At 65.8% G+C, this 18,034-nt stretch carries 16 protein-coding genes; 12 read left to right on the top strand and 4 right to left on the bottom strand.

Features of this window, described 5'->3' with window-relative positions; all coding sequences use genetic code 11:
- The 4 genes from ACX80F_RS15010 to ACX80F_RS14995 form a co-directional block, all read right to left on the bottom strand.
- A partial coding sequence (locus ACX80F_RS15010; protein WP_459337200.1) for a hypothetical protein occupies positions 1–1,869 on the bottom strand: 1,869 nt, incomplete at its 3' end.
- 772 nt (positions 1,870–2,641) lie between these two features.
- On the bottom strand, positions 2,642–2,950 hold the full coding sequence (locus ACX80F_RS15005) for a hypothetical protein (protein WP_459337199.1): 309 nt from the start codon (positions 2,948–2,950) through the stop codon (positions 2,642–2,644).
- Positions 2,951–2,960: 10 nt separating this feature from the next.
- A complete protein-coding gene (locus ACX80F_RS15000) occupies positions 2,961–3,731 on the bottom strand; it encodes a hypothetical protein (RefSeq protein WP_459337198.1) in 771 nt (256 codons plus the stop codon).
- Entirely contained in the window at positions 3,728–4,456 is a 729-nt protein-coding gene (locus ACX80F_RS14995; protein ID WP_459337197.1) for a hypothetical protein, read from the bottom strand. Before ACX80F_RS14995 ends, ACX80F_RS15000 begins: the two co-directional genes overlap by 4 nt.
- Positions 4,457–4,630: 174 nt before the next feature.
- On the opposite strand from ACX80F_RS14995, the gene ACX80F_RS14990 reads away from it, so the two are divergent.
- From ACX80F_RS14990 to ACX80F_RS14935, 12 genes are read left to right on the top strand one after another with little or no spacing between them, the layout of a single operon-like run.
- Complete coding sequence (locus ACX80F_RS14990; protein WP_459337196.1) at positions 4,631–5,749, top strand: transglycosylase SLT domain-containing protein; 1,119 nt, start codon at positions 4,631–4,633, stop codon at positions 5,747–5,749.
- Complete coding sequence (locus ACX80F_RS14985; RefSeq protein WP_459337195.1) at positions 5,746–6,399, top strand: hypothetical protein; 654 nt, start codon at positions 5,746–5,748, stop codon at positions 6,397–6,399. Before ACX80F_RS14990 ends, ACX80F_RS14985 begins: the two co-directional genes overlap by 4 nt.
- Complete coding sequence (locus ACX80F_RS14980) at positions 6,396–7,946, top strand: hypothetical protein (protein ID WP_459337194.1); 1,551 nt, start codon at positions 6,396–6,398, stop codon at positions 7,944–7,946. The genes ACX80F_RS14985 and ACX80F_RS14980 overlap by 4 nt, the downstream gene beginning before the upstream one ends.
- Positions 7,946–9,352: a MinD/ParA family ATP-binding protein gene (locus ACX80F_RS14975; protein ID WP_459337193.1), complete on the top strand. Its 1,407-nt coding sequence runs from the start codon at positions 7,946–7,948 to the stop codon at positions 9,350–9,352. The genes ACX80F_RS14980 and ACX80F_RS14975 overlap by 1 nt, the downstream gene beginning before the upstream one ends.
- 2 nt (positions 9,353–9,354) lie before the next feature.
- On the top strand, positions 9,355–9,957 hold the full coding sequence (locus ACX80F_RS14970; RefSeq protein ID WP_459337192.1) for a DUF6668 family protein: 603 nt from the start codon (positions 9,355–9,357) through the stop codon (positions 9,955–9,957).
- Between the two features lie 14 nt (positions 9,958–9,971).
- Positions 9,972–10,277, top strand: a complete 306-nt coding sequence (locus tag ACX80F_RS14965) for a hypothetical protein (RefSeq protein ID WP_459337191.1) — start codon at positions 9,972–9,974, stop codon at positions 10,275–10,277.
- A 40-nt stretch (positions 10,278–10,317) separates the two neighbouring features.
- The gene (locus ACX80F_RS14960; protein WP_459337190.1) at positions 10,318–11,133 is read left to right on the top strand and encodes a hypothetical protein; all 816 of its coding nucleotides are present in this window, start codon (positions 10,318–10,320) and stop codon (positions 11,131–11,133) included.
- Positions 11,134–11,141: 8 nt separating this feature from the next.
- Positions 11,142–12,881: a hypothetical protein gene (locus ACX80F_RS14955; protein WP_459337189.1), complete on the top strand. Its 1,740-nt coding sequence runs from the start codon at positions 11,142–11,144 to the stop codon at positions 12,879–12,881.
- Complete coding sequence (locus tag ACX80F_RS14950; RefSeq protein WP_459337188.1) at positions 12,878–14,410, top strand: SCO6880 family protein; 1,533 nt, start codon at positions 12,878–12,880, stop codon at positions 14,408–14,410. Before ACX80F_RS14955 ends, ACX80F_RS14950 begins: the two co-directional genes overlap by 4 nt.
- Positions 14,410–15,951 carry a hypothetical protein gene (locus ACX80F_RS14945; RefSeq protein ID WP_459337187.1) on the top strand — a complete coding sequence of 514 codons (1,542 nt, stop codon included), beginning with the start codon at positions 14,410–14,412 and terminating at the stop codon, positions 15,949–15,951. Before ACX80F_RS14950 ends, ACX80F_RS14945 begins: the two co-directional genes overlap by 1 nt.
- On the top strand, positions 15,948–17,636 hold the full coding sequence (locus ACX80F_RS14940; RefSeq protein ID WP_459337186.1) for a type IV secretory system conjugative DNA transfer family protein: 1,689 nt from the start codon (positions 15,948–15,950) through the stop codon (positions 17,634–17,636). The genes ACX80F_RS14945 and ACX80F_RS14940 overlap by 4 nt, the downstream gene beginning before the upstream one ends.
- On the top strand, positions 17,633–18,031 hold the full coding sequence (locus ACX80F_RS14935; protein ID WP_459337185.1) for a DUF4913 domain-containing protein: 399 nt from the start codon (positions 17,633–17,635) through the stop codon (positions 18,029–18,031). The genes ACX80F_RS14940 and ACX80F_RS14935 overlap by 4 nt, the downstream gene beginning before the upstream one ends.
- Positions 18,032–18,034: the final 3 nt, after the last annotated feature.

Raw genomic sequence — 18,034 nt, 5'->3', positions numbered from 1 at the left:
CCAGTAGTCGTCGCGTTCCGGGTCGTGGAGTTCGTGTTCTTCGAGGTGGGGGAGTAGGTGCCGGTCGAGCCAGGCGTGCCAGGCGGCGCGTTCCTTGCGGTAGCGGGTGATTTGGGCTTCGCGGTCTTCGGTGGCGCCGAGCCGGGCGGCGAGCTGGTGGAGGTTGGTGGTGGTAACGATCTCCCAGCGGCCGTGGTGCCGGCGAATCATCTGCAACGTTTCCATGCGGGCCAGGTGGTCGGTGAGGGCGCGCCGGCTGATGCCGGTGGTCCGGGTGAGGTCCGCGGTGGTGGGGGAGTGGCGACCGCGTTCGATGCCCTCGTAGGCCAGGGCCGCGACGTCTCCCAGGGCCCGGAACACGGGGCGGATGGCATGGATTTTACCTTTACGCCAGGTCAGGTCGCGGGCAAGCTGCTGGAACTCGGTCGGCAGCTGCACGGCGTAGGTGTCGGCGTTCCGGCCGCGTCCCCGGTCGATGCGGGTGAGAATGCCTGCTGATGCGGCTTCGAGCAGAGGCAGGAGGCGGGCGATGGTGACGTGGTCCTTACCCAGTGCGACGGCGAAGGTCCGGCAGCCGACGTCGAGAAGATCGGTCTGGTTGGTCCTCATGTACGCCAACACAGCCCGGATGAGGAACCTCAGACTGATCCCGGCACGACCCTGATCTTTGAGCCTGTGATCGAGAACTGCGTAGAGGACATTCTCAAGATCGTTCACGAGCTCGTGGATCGAGTTAGGGCTGGGCGCCATTTGGTGGTGCTGAGCCGGTTGTCGGCTGCCCCCCGTGAGTGAAGTAGGGCTTGTGGTGAAGTTATGCGCAGTCTTCTTCCCGGTGCGCTGGAAGGGGTTCTTCAGTCGGGCCCCGGGCGTGGTTCTGATCCTGGGTCCGGTGGTGGTGTGGGTGGCGGTGAAGGCTTCGGCTTTGGCCCACTCGAGGGGCAGGAGCCGGTTGGTCTTGGTGCCGTAAAGGGCGGTGAGGCCTGTGTACTGCTCATCCATGCCGGCGCGGACCTGGTCCAGGCTCCAGTGGCAGGCGGCGAAGTGGTTCAGGACGGCCATGCGGGCCTCGGAGTCGCTGGCATACCGGTTGGCCTCGTACAGCCCGGTACGGGCCACCACGCGCAGCGGCGAATCATGACTGGTGGTCCTGGAGCTGGCCCGTGATGGTGCGGCGGCTCGCAGGGCGGTGGTCGCGGCCGCGGCGCGCGCCTGGGCGCGGCGCCGGGCCTGTTCGAGGCGGTACAGCTCCGGGGCGAGGGCCTTCCGCAGCGCGGCCAACGCGGCGGCGGGGTTGCGGCGGGTAAGGATCCCGTGAGCCTGCGTCAGCGGCGTGATCAACGTTTGGTGGCCTCCGGACTTATGCGCGGATCCCGGGACGCGGATACACCCATCGGTGACGTTCTGGTGCGGACTCGGATCAAGGCTCGGCGCACGCACCCCGAGGGCTTCCACCAGCCGGCGCGCCTCAGCCGCCGTGATGGCTTCCTGCAGGGGCACGTACAGGTGTCGGCCGCCGCTGGGGGAGTAGTCCTCGACAAAGGACAGGCCGGCGGCGCCAAGGGTGTCGGCCAGGCGCGCGGCGTCGTCGTCCACGACGGCCTTCCGGGCCTTGGAGGTGTCCAGGTCAAGGCACAGGGTCCGCACCGAGCCGTCGACGTCGTGGATCAACACGGCCGCCGGCGCGGAGGGCAGGGTACCGGTGATGCGCAGCGGCGTGTGCGGACGCGGGTACTGGAAACGGTCCCCGATCCACCGGCCCGCCCGATAAATGGGCTGACCGGCGATCAGGGGTGCGAGAACCCACGCGGCGCTGGAGGGCGAAGCTGCCCGGCGTGGCGCGGCATCAACTGCTGGAGGTGCTTGGAGCACTCGGTGTACACTTTCACCTAAGGGCACGACCTGAAAAGGACGTACTCGGTTGAGCTCTCCACCCGGGAGCCTGGCAGCAATAGGGTGTAGAGCTTGGAAACTTGCATATGAGAAGGCCCGCTACGGCGGGCCTTCTTTTTTATGAGGCCTTGCTGAAGGGCAACGCCTCCTGGCCGCTTAGCTTGTCCAAATCTATGGAGGCTAGCTTCTCCGCCATCACTTCGGCGATGAAGGAGCTAGCTGACGTTCCCAGTGCATCAGCCACGGCGAAGAGCTTCTCCGCTTCAGCTGTAGGAATGCGAGTTGTCAGTACATGGCGGTCGCCCTTAGATGGTCGTCCGCCTGACGCGCGCCTCTGAATAGCCATACTCTGCACTCTAGGTTTCTGAAACGGCTTAAGCACGAAGAGCTTGGGCGTGTCGTCCTTAAATCTGCTTATGTTTCCTCAGTTCAGGTTGAAGCTGATGTTCTACAAGGTCGCCGAGCTGTCGCGCTCATGAGCGCCAGCGGTTGCAGTCGGTGCCAGCACGTGCCACCCACCAGACCCTCATTGATGCGCCAAGCAGGCCAGCCTGGGCGATCTGAGCAGCGCAAAGGGCTGTTGGTGCCGTCCTGCGGTGGCAGTAAGGAGAGCTCATCTGGACGGACACCCTTCTTCGGTTGCTAGTGGTACTTCACGACTCGTAAATGACTAAGGTGTTGCGCCCTGTAACGACAAGGGGACTGTACCAATATGGCACAGTCCCCTGATGTTGTGTAATTGAAGCAGAAGCTAAGGCCTCCACGCCCATTGGATGAGCTTCGCCTTGGCATCCTCTGCCGGGACTTCGATCGAGGTGGAGCGGAAGGCTTCTCCGAAGAGGGTCTTGACCGACTTGGCGGTGCGGAAGTATTGGCCGTGCTTGTCGATCCGGCGGGCGGAGACTCCGAGGTACTGGGCTGTTTCCTTGCGGTTCATGCCCGCCTCGATGCAGATTCTGACGGCGCGAAAGATCACGGCGTAGGCTGCCTCGTTCTCCGGGTTGGCCTTGGTCAGGATGCGCTCCACAGCGAGCTTGGCCTCTGGTGGCGTCTGACTCACGTTCCTCTCCTCACTTGATCGACAAGTCGATGTCGAGCTTCTTACGGGCTAGCTGGTTCTTCCTGGCGAAGGCGAAGGCCCAGAGCCCGAGGACGACGCACGCTGTCGATACGTGCGTGACGAGCTCAAAGACATAGAACGCTTCGGGCCCTGCACGTAGTTCCAGCGGGTATGCGAGGGTGCGTCCAATGGAGAGGGCGAAGCCGATGAAGATCAGCCTGGAGGCGAGTCGCCCGAAGCGCAGCGGGTTACTGCGGCTGTCGCGGAAGAGCGGCGACAGGAGGGGCCCAAGGATGTATGCGGTGTATGCGAGGACGATCCATTCGTTGACCTCTACCGCCGGCTGGTCGGCGTAGGCCACCAGGCGGGGCGATGCCTCTGGCGTGTCTGCTGCGATGAGGGTGATGAAGACGCCAAGTGCGGCGATGCCGAGTGCCACGGCGCCACGAAGGCCGACGATCCATCGGAGGGCTGTTTCGGACTTGTAGGCAATGGCGAGGTGCACGCCGAGGAACGCCACGGCGGTCATCGCGCAGACTTTGGCGATGAAGTCGGTCCCATTGGAGATGGGCACGATGGCTTCGAGCATTGTGTAGATGCCCGGTAGGGAGACGACGTAGGCGGTGGTCAGCAGGATCCCCATGAGGGCGAGTCGTCCGCTGGGCCGAAGTAGCGCCCTGGCTCCTTCCGGTGTCGTTTTGGACGTCAGGCGGTGGAACGTCAGGCCACCGAGCAGGATCAGCATGAGGCTGACCGATATGACGTAGGTGCTGTCGTTCATCCGATCAGATCCGTCAGTTTCTCTGCGTATTCGAGGGCTTCCTTGCGCTGCCGGAGGCGGCGCTGGAGGAGGTTGAGCCGTTGTTGGATGAGTTCGACCAGATCCTCGTTTTTCATCACCATCAGGGCTGTCTCCCGGACGTCCTCGGGCCAGTCGCCCTCTTCCATGGTGATGAGTCCGACGACGACAAGCCCCGCGACCATTGACGTCCCGCTGACCCGGGCAGCAGTGACCGCCTGAATGGGGGTGAGCTTGTTCTCCGAGAGCTGGGTGAACAGATAGGTGATCGCCGTTCCCGTCTTCTCGGCCACATCGTGCCGGACGTCCCCGGTGTCGATGGCGTCGATCCAAGCGCGATGAGAACCATCGTGGGGAAAGTCGATCCTGACCTTGTCATTCCGTGGGAACAGGTCTTCGTGAAAGCGGTGCTGCAGCTCGACCATGAGGTCCGCGTGATGAACCTGACTCAAGACCTCTGCCGCTGTCGGAGAGCGTGGCCGACTGTCGAGGTCTTGATACTCCTTGAAGTCTGCCAGTGCCGCGATGGGATCAATGCCGACGCCTCGGGCCACACCGACGACGGTCGATTCCGGGACGTTGCCACGCCGGATCTGGTTGCCCACAGTGACGCGATGCAGTCCGGTGAGGCGGCCCAGCTCGCTCGCTGATGTGGTGATGCCGCGTCGTTCGAGCCATTGCTTGAAGTCAGAACCAGAGACAGCCACGGCACCTCCTTCAAAAGATTGCTAGATGGGCACGGCACACATGTGTAGCCATGATGTCAGAATCTAAGCTATTCTAAGAACTAAGGAATTGGCATCAGCCTTCATCCTTACCGTCTCAAATTTTACCGGCCCCGACCTAACCAGTCCGCGCCCATTACACCGGGGGAGGTAGCAGTGGACGAAGACGAGAAGCGTGGAACATCACCGCTACTGGCCCTGGTGATCCTTGCACCTCTGCTGGCGGGCCTGCCCGTCGTGGGCATCGCGGGGGCTGCGGTCCTCACGCAGACCGAGGAAAAGCCTGCTGCGTGCGTCATCTCTGCGGTTGGTGAGACAGCCGGGGGCCTCACTTCGTCGCCGGCAATCCCGAATGGTTGGGGCGATCTGGTCGACGCCGCCGCGAAGACAGCGGGCCTACCGACGAGCGTGGTTGCCGCGCAACTGAAGCAGGAATCAGGCTGGAACGAAGGGGCTCGGAGCGCCGTCGGCGCGCAGGGCGTGGCTCAGTTCATGCCCGGCACCTGGGCAATGTACGGGGAGGGCGGGGACCCGTTCTCAGCCGAAGACGCCATCCCTGCCTACGGGCGCTACATGGCGACCCTGAAAGAGCAGGTGCAGCCACTGGCCGGGGATGACGCCGATCTGCTCGTCCGCCTGACCCTCGCGGCCTACAACGCCGGGCCCGGTGCCGTGCATGCAGCCAAGGGCATCCCGGCGTTCACGGAGACCGAGCAGTACGTCGAGAAGATCCTGGCCACAGGTCAAGGCGAGTTTTCTGCCGACTGCACGGCACCGGCGGGCACGGTCGCGTGGGACGGCGACCTCGGCGACGGTGAGTGGACCAACCCGCTGCCGGGCGGTGTCTTCACCTCAGGCTACGGGGGCCGCAACGTCCCGGGCCTGCCGGCGTGGGCGCAGGACCACGTCGGCGTTGATCTGTCCTCTCCGGGCACCGGCAGCGGCAGCGGCAGCCCGGTCATCGCACCGACGGATCTACGCATCACGGGTTTCAACGACAAGGACGGCTGCGTGATCGCCAAGGAGGACGGCGACGATCCCGATTTCGGGTTCGCGTTCTGCCACCTCAACGCCTACAGCGTGGCCGTGGGGGACCGGTTGAAGCGCGGCGACGTCGTCGGCACCGAGGGCAACCGGGCCGGCCTCGGGCTGGTCGCCACACACCTGCACTTCGAGATTTACAAGCCGGAAGCACCGGAGGTCGTCTACCCCTACCAGGGCTGGAACCTCGACCCGGAGCCGATCCTGAAAGAGAAAGGAGCGTGGGTGCGATGACCCGCCGCTCACACACACGCCTTTACCGGGCCGCCGCTCTGACGGTCTCGATGATGTATCTGACCAGCTGCGCCGCCGATGCACCGGCGGCAGAGGACGTGGCCCCTATCTCCGCGCCGACCACCATCTACGGAGGCTCCTACACCTCACTCCCTGCCGAGGAGGTCCTGGGCGGGAACACGTTCACCTCCCCGGAAGACGCAGACCGCTCCGACGTCGACTCGACCGCACGGGTCGCCGCGCTGATGCTGCACTCGTGGGACACGACGGTAGACCGCACCGAAACGGCGGCCGCGGTACGCGCCAAGCCGCTGATGAGCGAGGAGTGGGCGGCGAACCAGATCGAGCCCGAGCGCAACGCTAGCAACGGCGAATGGCTGGAACCAGCCGAACACGACGCCTACAGCGTGCCCCGGGCGGTGCCGGCGATCGGTGACGCCGGACAGGACGTCGCCCCGGACAAAGCCATCCGGGTCCTCAACGTAACGTGGCGCTGGGTGGCCCGCGACGAAACCCCGCTGCAGGGAACGGGCCACCGGCAGGTGACCGTATACCTCGAGAAGACGGACGGCCGGTGGGACGTCGTCGGGCACCAGACCCGCGACATGACCGCCTCGATGCCCGGCTCCACGACGGGGGAGGGCAAGTGAGCCCGGCCGTGCATTCCTGGCCCGTCATCCGCCTCACCATCGGGGAGGGCGAAATCGTCGCGGACGCGAACGGCGACGTCCTCACCTACCCGGTGCTCGATGACACGTCCGCAGCCGACGTGGCCGCCGACGCCGCAGCGGAAGCGTGCCGCCGTTTGGGCCTGGCCGCGTGCCGGGTGCAGGGACTCACCGAGGACGGCGAGGTCTACGAGATGGTCGTCGACGCCGAGCTGGGCACGCTCGAGGAACGGGAAGACACCACCTCCACCGGTACTGCCGGCGGCACGGGTGCTGGTGCTGCCCGTACTGGGTCGAAGTCTGCACGCCGTCGCACTCCTGCTCGCCGTAGGGCTGTGCTCTGGGGGAGCGCAAGTGCCCTAGCCGTAACGGTCGGTTTCAGCGCCTTCTACACGCTGCAGGACAACACAGCCGAGCCGGTGGCGACGGTCTACACGCCGCCTCCCGCGCAGCTGCCGGTCCCGGCGCCTGCCGGGTGGGACACCTACGGTGACTGGACGACGCCAATGACCAGCTCAACCGTCAAGGCGATCCTGGACCCCTTCGGCCAGCCGGTGAGCGTAGACGGCTCAAAGCTGATCGGCCATGACCCTCGCACGGGTGTGGAGCGGTGGACCCGCACCGCACCATTCACGGTCGCGCAGCTGGCTATGTTCACCCTCGATGGGCAGTCCAGGGTCGCGGCCGCGGCCGCCCGCGAGCTGGTGCTGTTCGGCGACGGTGCGGACCCGATCCGCGTCGACGTCCCCAAGGACGGAACGATCGTCCTGGACGGCGGTACGGCACCCCGCGTGGACCTACCGAACAAGCGGACACTGATCGTCGCAGCCGACGGCAGCACAGCGGCGCGGGTGGTCCCGGCGACCGCGGAACCCATCGAAGCCCTCGGCGACGACCTCGTGGCAGCAGACACACGCTCCGGACGGATCTGGCGCGTCACGCAGGACTCGGCAGCCCTCCCAGCCCCGGCGAAGCTGCCTGCACCCTCGGCAGGGGCGGAACTGGTCACGGTCCTCGGATCCGTGAACGGGACGGTCGTCGCGGCATGGAAGACCAAGGACACCACCACCATCGGCTTCTACGCCCTTGGAGATGCCGCCGATGCGACAGAAGCGACGCAGGTCGGCATCGTCGCCGTCGAAGGAACCGACGTCGCCACCTCCGGTATCCAGGTGGACCGGGAAAACGGCCTACTGATGGCCGGCAGCCTCCTGGTTGACGTCGACGCGAAGCAGGCCCACCGCCTGCCCGGAGCCGGAAAGCTCGCCGCCGGTTACGCCTGGGTCACCACCAACATCGAGCAACTGCGGATCAACGCGCAGGGCGTCACCGAAACGACGACCGACGCCGCCCGGGCAGCGATCCCCGACGTCATCACCGACGACGGCAAGGCAATCACCCGGGCCGAAGCATCCTCCACCGGCCTGCTGTATGCGCTGACACAGGTCGCACCCCGACCCACAGCAACACCCACCCCGACGTCTACTCCGAGCCCCACCTCGACTGTTTCCCCGAAGGAGAACCCCTGATGAGAATGACCGCTGTCATCGACCCGGCCGGCACCCTCGAGCTCGACCTGGGAGGCGAGAAAACCACCGCCGGCTACCCGTCGGTCATGGACGCCCGCCGCTCCGTCATGAGCACCGCGACCGACCTCGCGGCCGAGACGAGCACCGCCACTGAACTGCACATCGAGGACCCGTCCGGCTCCCGCACGATCCTCGTCCAGACCGACGGCGCCATCATCGAGCAGGACACCGACAGTGAGCCGACGGACAGCGGGCCAGCACAGCCCGCCGAAGCGGTCGAACGTGCGGCGGACCCTGTCACGCCAGAAACGCCGACCGCGCCGGAGGCCACGGCGGAAGCAGCAGCACCCGTTGCCACTCCTGTTCCTGCTCCCGTTGAGGTTCCCATAGCCACGGAAGCGACAGCACCGGAAACCGTTGCTTCATCAGCTGTCGTATCGGCAGTGGCACCGGCAGAGACGGTGGATCCGCTGCCGACCCGCAGGACGGCGATGCCGTCGTTCGTCGACCGGCCGGATGCCGACTCGCCCGCACAAGCGGGTTTTCGCGGTGTACTGAATCAGTTCGGGTTGAAGCTCGCGGCCTCGCCGGCGGAGCTGGAGCAGCGCCGGGACGAGAAGACCGTCTCTCAGCATTGGGCCGGGCCCCGCACGATCACGGTCCTGAACCCCAAGGGCGGGGCGGGTAAGACGCCGACGGTGATCTGCCTGTCCGCTGTGTTCGCCCGACTCGGCGGCTCCGGTGTCCTGGCGTGGGACAACAACAACTCGCTCGGGTCGCTCGGCTGGCGGACCTTCGACGCCGGCCATGAGGCGACGGTGGTCGACCTCCTCGAACAGACTGACTACTTCATGACCGCCGGTGCGCGTGCCGGGGATCTGGCGTCCTACGTCCATCACCAGCCCGCGGACCAGTACGACGTACTTCGCTCCGATGACCGGTCGGGCGCGAAGAAGCGGCACGAGGTCACCGGCGACGAGGTCCACCGTCTGTACTCGGTAGCCGCGAAGTATTACCGGCTGATCCTCATGGACTCGGGCAACACCGAACGCGGGGATAACTGGGAGGCGATGATCGGGCACTCCGATCAGGTCGTCATCCCGGTCAAGTCCGTCGACGACGCCGCCGAAGGCGCGTCCCGGGTCCTCAGCGCCCTGCGGGCGGGCAACGAGCACGCACAGTCGCTGGCGGACCGTGCTGTGGTGATTGTCCTGGGCTGCACCCCGTCGCATGGGCCAGCGAAGCTGAACGAGCTCGCTGAGTCCTTCCGCCCGTTCGTGAAGTCGGTCGTCACGGTGCCCTACGATCCGTCGCTGATCGAGGGCAGGATCCGGTTCTCCTCGATGCTTCCGCAGACCCGCCGTGCCTGGCTCCGGGCAGCTGAGCAGATCGCGGAGGGACTGTGACCGTGACCCCGCAGCGCAATCCGTTCGTCAACGAGCCGGAGGTAGAACCGCAGGAAGACCCGATCGACGATGACCCGATCCTCGGGCAGCGCGAATCGCTGAGGGGCCCGCGGAACATTCAGCAGACCCTCGCCGCCGAGCCTGTTGAGAAAGCCGAACCAGCGGCCCCCGTGGCGGTGACCAGCGCGACCCTGTGGCTGGTCGGTGCTTCCGGTGGGGTCGGCACCAGCACCCTCGCGGGCCTGTGCTCCGAGAACGTCGTCGACGAATCCGAGCGGCGTCCGACCTACGCCGGCCGGGCCCTGCTGGTCTGCTCAACCAGTGCGTCCTCGCTCGAGGCCGCACAGCAGCTGGCGCGTAAGTCCGCGTCCGGGCAGCTGCCCTATGAGCTGGTCGGCCTGGTGATTGTCCATGACCGGCCCAAGAACCGGCTGAGGAAGCCGACCCTGGACTTCGCGCGCGGGGTTGCGCGGATGTTCCCAGTCGCCATGACGGCACCGTATGAACCCTCGTGGCGCGAGGTTGGCGTCACCCCACAAGCTTCCGGGACACGACTGAAAAGCGTGCTCCGGAAAATCGAAAAGATCGCCCGCTCCGGGCACTGAGAAAGGGAACTCCCATGTTCGGAAACACTCTGGCAGCACACACCCTGACCACCATCAACGCACTCACCCCAGCCCGTGAAGGATCGCTCTCGGCGCAGACCTTCACCCCGACGCAGCCTCCCGGCACCGAGGGCCTGACCACTGTCATCGGGTGGGTCCTGTGGGGAGCGGGTCTGGTCCTGTTCGTCTTCTTCATCTTCGGACTCGTCTCCGCCGGCAGGAACCGCCGACAGGGCAACGAGATCGAGGCCCCCATCTGGCCCATGGTCGCCGCCTGCCTCCTCGGCGCATCCGGCGCCGTATGGACTGCAATCACCTGAGCAACACCAGCTACCCACCTGATCGAGAGAAGGACAGACGATGAGCACACAGGACACCACCCAGGAACCGAAGGCCCGCCCGAAATGGTTCGGCGCCGCCGCGATGCTGCTGGCCCTGGTGCTGGTCGGCCTCCTCGCATGGGGCATTCGAGCATTCCTCTTCCCCAGCAACGACGAACCGGCAGCAGAACCAACCACCGCTGCAACGCAGACAGCACCATCGTCCGCCTCGGCGTCCGCTTCCGCGACAGCAGCACCTGTCGAGGACGCGGACGCCGCGTGGGACTGCCAGTCGGACCTCAACAGCGACGACGCATCTGTGGCTGACAGTGCTCCCGTGATCGAGGAATGGGTGGTCGGCGGATACAACGTCATCCCGTTCTCGGAGTTCGGCGGGTGCGAGAAATTGCCTTCCACCTTGCGCGTCGGTTACGCCCCGACCGAGGCAGGGTCACTGGTGGCGGCGGCCACCTATGCCGTCGCTTTGGACCCGGCGGCCAGCGAGGAAGCAACGTCCGACCTCGAAGCAGCGGTAGCGGAAGGACCGAACCGAGTGCTGTTGGGCGAGCGAGCACAGCGTATCCGGGACGGGCTCGAGCAGAGCGAAGACACCTCCGTCATTGCCCGACTGACCCTGCTGGGCTACATCCAGAACAGCTACACCGATGACGCAGCGTCCTACCGGCTGATCTACTCGGCACCCGATGCGTCGGGTCTGGAACAGACACTTGTTGCTCAGGTCGATCTGATGTGGGAGGACGGCGACTGGAAGCTTGACCCGGCATCGGGCAACGACTTCAATACCTGGGCCCGCTACCAGGGACAGCAATACCTCCAATGGGGACCTAAATCATGATCGGAGACTTGGCAGGGAACCTCCTAGAAGGCGTCGCCGGCAGCGCGACCCAGAAGCTGATCCAGTTCCTCGCGACCTGGCTGGTGCAGGTCCTGACGGAGATGATCAACTTCGTCGGTACCTGGTGGTTGAAAATCGGTGCACCGGATATGGGTACAGGATCCGCGACCGATCGCATCCAGCAGTCGACGTTGATCTTCGTGGGGATGGCAGGTGTCATCGGGACCGCGTTCGCGCTCATCAAGCTCGCCCGGGACCAGGACCGCGCCTCGACCGAGAACCTGATTATGGGCATGGTGCGGACCATCCTCACCACGGCGCTGGCCGTCCCGATGGTGGGCCTCCTGTTCGGTGTGACCGACGTCCTCGCGCCCTGGCTGGTGACCACCATTTCGGGATCTGCGCAGGAGGACGGGCTCGGGTCCGCGATGGGCCTCGATGCCATTGCGGGAACCACGATGACCATGCAGCTCGCCGGCATCGTCCTGTTCGTCGTGCCGCTGGCCCTGCTCGGGGCGATCATCAACGCGGTCATCGTCATCTTCTCCTACGGTGCGACGATCGCCCTGTGCGGGGTTCTTCCAATTTTCGCTGCCGCGTCGCAGACCGAGCGCGGCCGAAAGTCCTTCGACAAGGCCGTGGGCTGGTTGGCGGCCGTCGTCCTCTTCAAGCCCGCCGCCGCGATCCTGTACGGAGCGGGACTCGCCCTCCTGAAAGGCATCAACGGCAGCGCAGACAACGAACTCGGGAACACCGCGATCGGCCTCATCACCGGCCTCGTCATCATCAGCAGCGCCTGCGTTGCGATGCCGGCCCTGGCGAAGGTCCTCGTGCCTGCCGTCAGCGCAGGCCCACAGGGTATGGGAGCCTCCGGCCTGGCCATGGTCGGCGGTGCCGTAGCTCTTGGAGCAGTGACCGGCGGACTCGGCGCTGCAGCCGGGGCCGCAGCTGCCGGTGGCGGCGGAAGCACCGCAGCAATCACCGGTGGAGGGGCCGCCGCGACGGCCGGGGAAGGGGCCGTAACGGGTGGAGGCGCTGCAGCAACTGGCGCGGCCGCTGCGGCCCAAACTTCTGCGACCGCCGGCACTGGGGCAGTAGGAGGATCCAGCAGCAGGGCCATCCCAGTAAGTGAAGGCGGGAGCGGCGCCACCGGTGCCGCGACGCCTGGTGGGGCAGGTAGCACCGGCAGCGGAACTGGTGGGACTGGACCAGCCGGGGCGGAGCAAAGGCCAGAACAGTCAGCCGCGCTGGCGTCGGATGCAGGGGGCGGGTTATCGGCAGGAAGTGCTGGCGGTCCCGGTGGCGGTTCTGGTGGTCCTTCGGGCGCAGAGCAGCGTCCGGAACGATCCGGGGCGGAGACGTCACCGGTCGCTGATGCCGGTACTGGTGCAGGCAGTGCCGGCAGCGGTGCTGGTGGAAACAGCGCGCCCGGTGATTCGAACGGCCCAACGGGTGCGCAGCCTCAGGCGGAACGGACCGGCGCACCTTCGGAAGTCCCATCCGGGACCGGTAATGGCACCCCGTCAGCTGGAGGGCCGAGCGGGGCAGAGCCTGCAGCATCAGGTGACAAGCCTCCGACGGAAGCTCCTGGGGCCGCATCCTCGACCTCACCGATGGCTGAGGGTTTCCGGGCCGGTGCGCCATCGGGGGCGGACAAGTCGGCCCAGAACCAGCAACGCATCGAGTACGCGCTACGGGAAGCAGCAAGGGATATGGAACGCGCAGTGGAAAGTGGGGATGACCAGTGAGTACGGAACAAACAATCGTCCGGCAGTACGGCAACATCGCAGAAGACCGGACGGCGGGTCTGATGGGCTTCTCGATGGCCTCGACCGTCGTTCTGGGCGCGGGCGCAATCGGGGTGTTCGTCGCGATCATGGCCTCGCAGATTTGGGTGGCCGTCGGCTTTGCCTTGTTTGCGTTCATCACCGCCACGATCCTCGGCTCGAAGGACCGTCACGGTCGGTCCAAGCCTGAGCGGTGGCTGGCGCGCAGCATGCATGCCAAGGCCAGGAAAGCCGGGAAGACCGTCTATAAGTCCGGGCCCGTCTCGCAGATCCCCGACGGTTCGTTTCGCGCTCCGGGCCTGCTGGCCGCGACCGAGCTGATCGACTTTCAGGACCTGTTCGGCAACGAGGGTGTCATGCTGTGGCACCCGAAACTGAGGACAGGCACCGTTTTCTTCTCCACAAACTCCTCGGGGCTGGGCCTGCTGGATCAGGACCGCGTGAATCGGCTCGTCGGGTCGTGGGCCGCGTTCCAACGCGACGCCGGTTCCAACGCACGGGTCGAGCAGATTTCGGTGACGACGCAGTCGACGACTGATCCGGGTGAACGCCTGCCGGACGCTATCGCGGTGGCACGGCAACAGGCCGGATCCCACGAGGTGCCCGCCTTTGCCCGTCAGGTGATGGATGACGTGGTGAACAACCTCAACCTCGATGTGCCCAAGCTCGAGCAGTGGGTGGCACTGACGTTCAGCGGCAAGGCCAACGACGGGGACAGGGCACCGGAACGCTCCGCTGAGGAGCTCGTGGCCGATGTGAAGTCACTGCTGCAGGGATTCAAGGAAGAACTTGAGGACGTCGGCGCGGGCAGCGTGTCCCTCATGCGGGCAGCTGACCTCACCGATCAGACGTTCGTCGCGTTCAACCCGCACGCCGCGGCGGCTGTGGAACGCGCCCGCCTCTCCGGCGACGGAACCGGCCTGAGCTGGCACGAGGTCGGACCCTCGGCCTCCCGGACGATCGGATACCCGGGCCGGTACGACCACGCCGGCGTCGCGAGCAAGTCGTGGCAGATGTTCCGGCCGCCGGCCGGGACGTTCCGCGAGAACGCCCTGGTGGCCCTGCTGGGCCCCGATGCGAGCATGCTGCAGAAGCGCGTCACCGTGTTCTACCGCCCTCAGCCGCCGGAGAAGTCCGCGCAGCAGGTCGCGCAGGCGCTCACCAATGCGCAGTTCGCCACAAACCAGAAGGGTCGCCGTCCGACCAGCTCGCAAATCATCGCCCTCGAGAAGGCACGCAAAGCGGAGCGGGAGCAGGCAGAAGGGGCCGCGCTGGTGCGCTTCGCCATCGGTGTCACCGCGACGGTCGAGAGCCCGGAGCAGCTGCAGGCGGTGGAAGCGAAGATCATGCGCAATGCGGCTACCGGTATTCAGATCCGCATGCGGTCGTGTGACTACAACGACGATGCCGCGTTCTCCTTCAACCTCGGGCTCGGTCTCGTGCCAGAGCACCTGGCCACTATCTCCTCCGACGTCAGGAAGGCCCTCTAATGTCCGCCTTTGATCAGCTCGTCGACAAGGTCATGGACCGATTCCTGGGCCGCTCCGAGACCTCGGCCGCCGTCACCGCTGCATCCTTCCCGCAGCTCACCGAGAAGGGCATGCGGGTCCGCGAGGGCGGCATGGTGACATGGGTCGAACCTCCGCCGGAGTTCACAGCCACGTCGAACCAGACCGCAGGCCTGTGGCCGTTCTGCGTCGGTACCTCCTCCCCGTTGGTCGGTGCGGTCCTGGGCCGGAACCTGCTCAACAGCTCTGTGGTGTGTGGGGATCCGATCAGCCTGTTCCTGCACGGCATCATCTCCTCACCCTCCGGGTTCATCCTGGGCCTGAACGGGCGCGGGAAGTCCTCAGTCGCCGTCCGCATGGCATTGGCGCTGATCGACCAGGGGTTCCTGATCCTCGTGGCAGGGGACCTCAAACCCGACTTCGCCGGCGTCGTCTTGGAGACCAACGGGCAGGTCGTGCAGGTCGCCCCCGGCGTTGGGGCGATCAACCCGCTCGACGCCGGCCCGCTCTGGCGGGAACTCGAACGCCTTCCAGCCCCGATGCAACGGCAGATGCGCGCCGAGATCCACGCCCGGCGCCTGATGACCCTCACCGGGCTCATCGAACTGGTGTTCAAGGAACCTCTCGATGCGAAGAAGCAGGAACAGACGGTGCTGTCCATGGCGATCGCGATGGCCGCTGAGAAGGCAGAAGCTGAGGACCGGCAGCCGCTGGTCGGCGACGTCGTCACCGCCATCAAGTCCGCACCTCCCCAGATCCAGTCGGCGCTGCTCATCGAGGAGTCCACGGAGTACCTGCCGCAGGTCAAGAATCTCCTTGCGGGCTTGAACGCCCTCGGCGAGCATGGCCCGTTCGGGGACGTGTTCTGCCAGCAGACCACGAAGGAAATGAAGATCGACACCTCCGTGGACTTCGACATTTCCCTCATCGACGAGTCCCAGCTGACGCTCCGCGCCGCGGTGCAGACGGTGTGCTGGTCCTACGGGCAGGCCGGCATCTCGGCCGCGAAGACCCTCGCCGATGCCGGGCTCATGGAGGAACGCCATCACCTGATGATCATGGACGAGCTGTGGCAGTCCCTGCGCGCGAGCGAGCTGCTGGTCCACCAGGTCGACTCCATCACCCGCCTGAACCGGACCAAGGGTCTGGGGCAGCTGATGATCACGCACTCGATGAAGGACCTGCAGCTGTCCACGGACGAGCTGACGAAGATCGCGACCGGCTTCGTGGAACGCTCATCCGTGAAGATCCTCGGCGGGCTCGCGCAGAACGAGATGGACCTGCTCGAAACGGTGTTCCCCGTCTCGGAGCGGGAGAAGGCGATGCTGGTCGGCTGGTCAGCCGAAGGGTCGATGAACCCCAACACCAATCAGGTGTCACCGCCCCCCGGACGGGGCCGGTTCATGCTCAAAACCGGGTCCGAACCCGGGGTGCCGTTCCGGGTAAACCTCACCGCCGGCGAACTCAGAGCCCACAACACCAACCAGGCATGGGCTGCTGCGCAGGCGAAAGTGAACCGATGAAGACCGAGGAGAACGGCCCCGTCATTGCGTTCTCGGGTGTGGTCCTGGCCGCGTTCGTCGCGGTCGCCCTGATTCATCTCGGGGAAGCCTTCACACCGGTTCCCACCGACCTGTCATGGAACCCGATCACATTGGCGATCGGTCTTGCCACGGGGGATCCGTGGCCGGCGGCCGCGAGTTGGTTGCTCGGCGCCGAAGCAGTCGTGGTCATCGCGGTCTTTGCGTGGTGGAGCACCCGCCCGGTGTCGAGGACCGCCGAGGCGTCCCGTCGGATGAGTCCTGGCGGGAAGATGCGTCCGGCGATGCTCGATGCCCGCCTCACCGAAGCCGCCCGCCTCCACCCGACCGCGGAAGGTATCGGCCCGGGCCTGACGATCGGGTACGCCGGCGACGCCGGCACCAGGGCCGTTATCCAGGGCTGGCGTGAGTGCTCGACCCATGTGTGGGGAACCGGGCGGGGTAAGACGACGACGCAGGTAGTCCGGCACGCCACCGAAGCCCCCGGCGCGTACATCATGACCAGCAACAAGGTCGACGGCGTCGCCGAGGTTCTGGCCGCCCGCTCCGACACAGGAACGGTGTGGCTGTTCGATCCGCAGCGGATCTGGCGCGCCAGCCACCGTCCTGCCATGATCTTCAACCCGCTCACGAGCGCCACCGACACCGTGAGCGCCGGCGAGGTCGCGTCCATCTTCGAGACCTCCTCCGCACCGAACGCCGGCCAAGGCAAAGGGGATGCGCAGTTCGACTCACAGGGACGCGACTTCCTGTCCTGGTGCCTCCTCGCGGCCGCCACAAGTAACGGAACGATGAGGGAGGTGCTGCGGTGGGTGTCGTCGGCTGACTTCATGGAACCAGCCGAGCTGCTGGAGAGGGCCGGCCATGCGGGTCCGGCGTCGGCGTTGAAGGGCATGAGCGCGCAGCCGGAGGACACGCGCGGGTCGGTGGCCGCCAGCGCCCAGCGCATGGCTTCGGCTCTTGTCCACGACGAGCTGGTGGCATGGTCCACGCCGACTCCTGGTGTGCCGGTGTTCGACCCTGCCCGGTTCGTGACCAGTAAGGACACTCTGATCCTGCTCTCCCAGGACACCGCCGGCTCCGGCGCCGCCTTCGTCTCCATCCTCCTCTATGCCGTGTTCACCGCAGCCCAGCAAGCGGCCCGTCGGGCCGGAGGACGGCTGCCGGTTCCGCTGGTCGCTGATCTTGATGAGGTCGGGAACGTCGTCAAGCTCAAGCAGCTGCCTGAGTGGTATTCGTTCTTCGGGTCCATGGGCATCGTCGTCAGCACGTACTTCCAAACCCGCGGGCAGGGAATGGCCATGCTCGAGCGAACAGGGTGGGACACCCTCTGGTCGGCAGCAGCGATCAAGGTTTACGGCGGCGGCTCCGACGACACGGCATTCCTCGATTCCCTCTCCAAAACGATCGGCCAGTACGACGCGAAGATTCGCAGCAGCTCGACCTCGAGGAACGGGTCCTCCCGGTCGGTACAGACCCAGCGGCGGGACATCATGTCCGTCGCCCAGCTTTCCGAGCTCCCCGCCAACAGGGCGTGGGTGAAAACCTCCACCGGGGGAGCAACCATCGTCCGGACCGTTCCCTGGTTTCGTGATAAGGCGCTTAACGCGCGAATCGGATCCATGGTCGACCGCATCAAATCAGCAAAAGCAGGACACCTCGCATGACCGAGCACCACGACCATGCTGTCGACGGCACCGAACCTAACGGTCACGACGACGGGGGAGAGGACTTCGCCTTTACCCCGGAGGAATTGGCGGACTGGGTGGAGGGTCTGGCCATGATGCTCGAATCGGTAGACCGGTCCCAGAACCAGTACTGGTGCGCCCAGTGGTGGAACCATGCAGAAGCCGTCGACAGGTTCCGTGGGCTATATGAGCAATGGCTGGAGGCCCAGGCCAACGGTGGCATGTCGTCGTGGTGGATTGACCACTTCGACCGCCATTCGACCATCCTCTTCGCTAAGCGAGGGCCCTTCGGAGAATGCGGAACCACCCATGTATCCAAGACTGCTCGGAGGATCCTTGCTTCAGAGCAACCACCTGAAAGTTGGGGATGGTAGGTA

The organism is Arthrobacter sp. TMS2-4 (assembly GCF_054511075.1).
The sequence above is the reverse complement of the archived record's forward strand: the minus strand, read 5'-3'. Positions and strand labels throughout refer to the sequence as shown.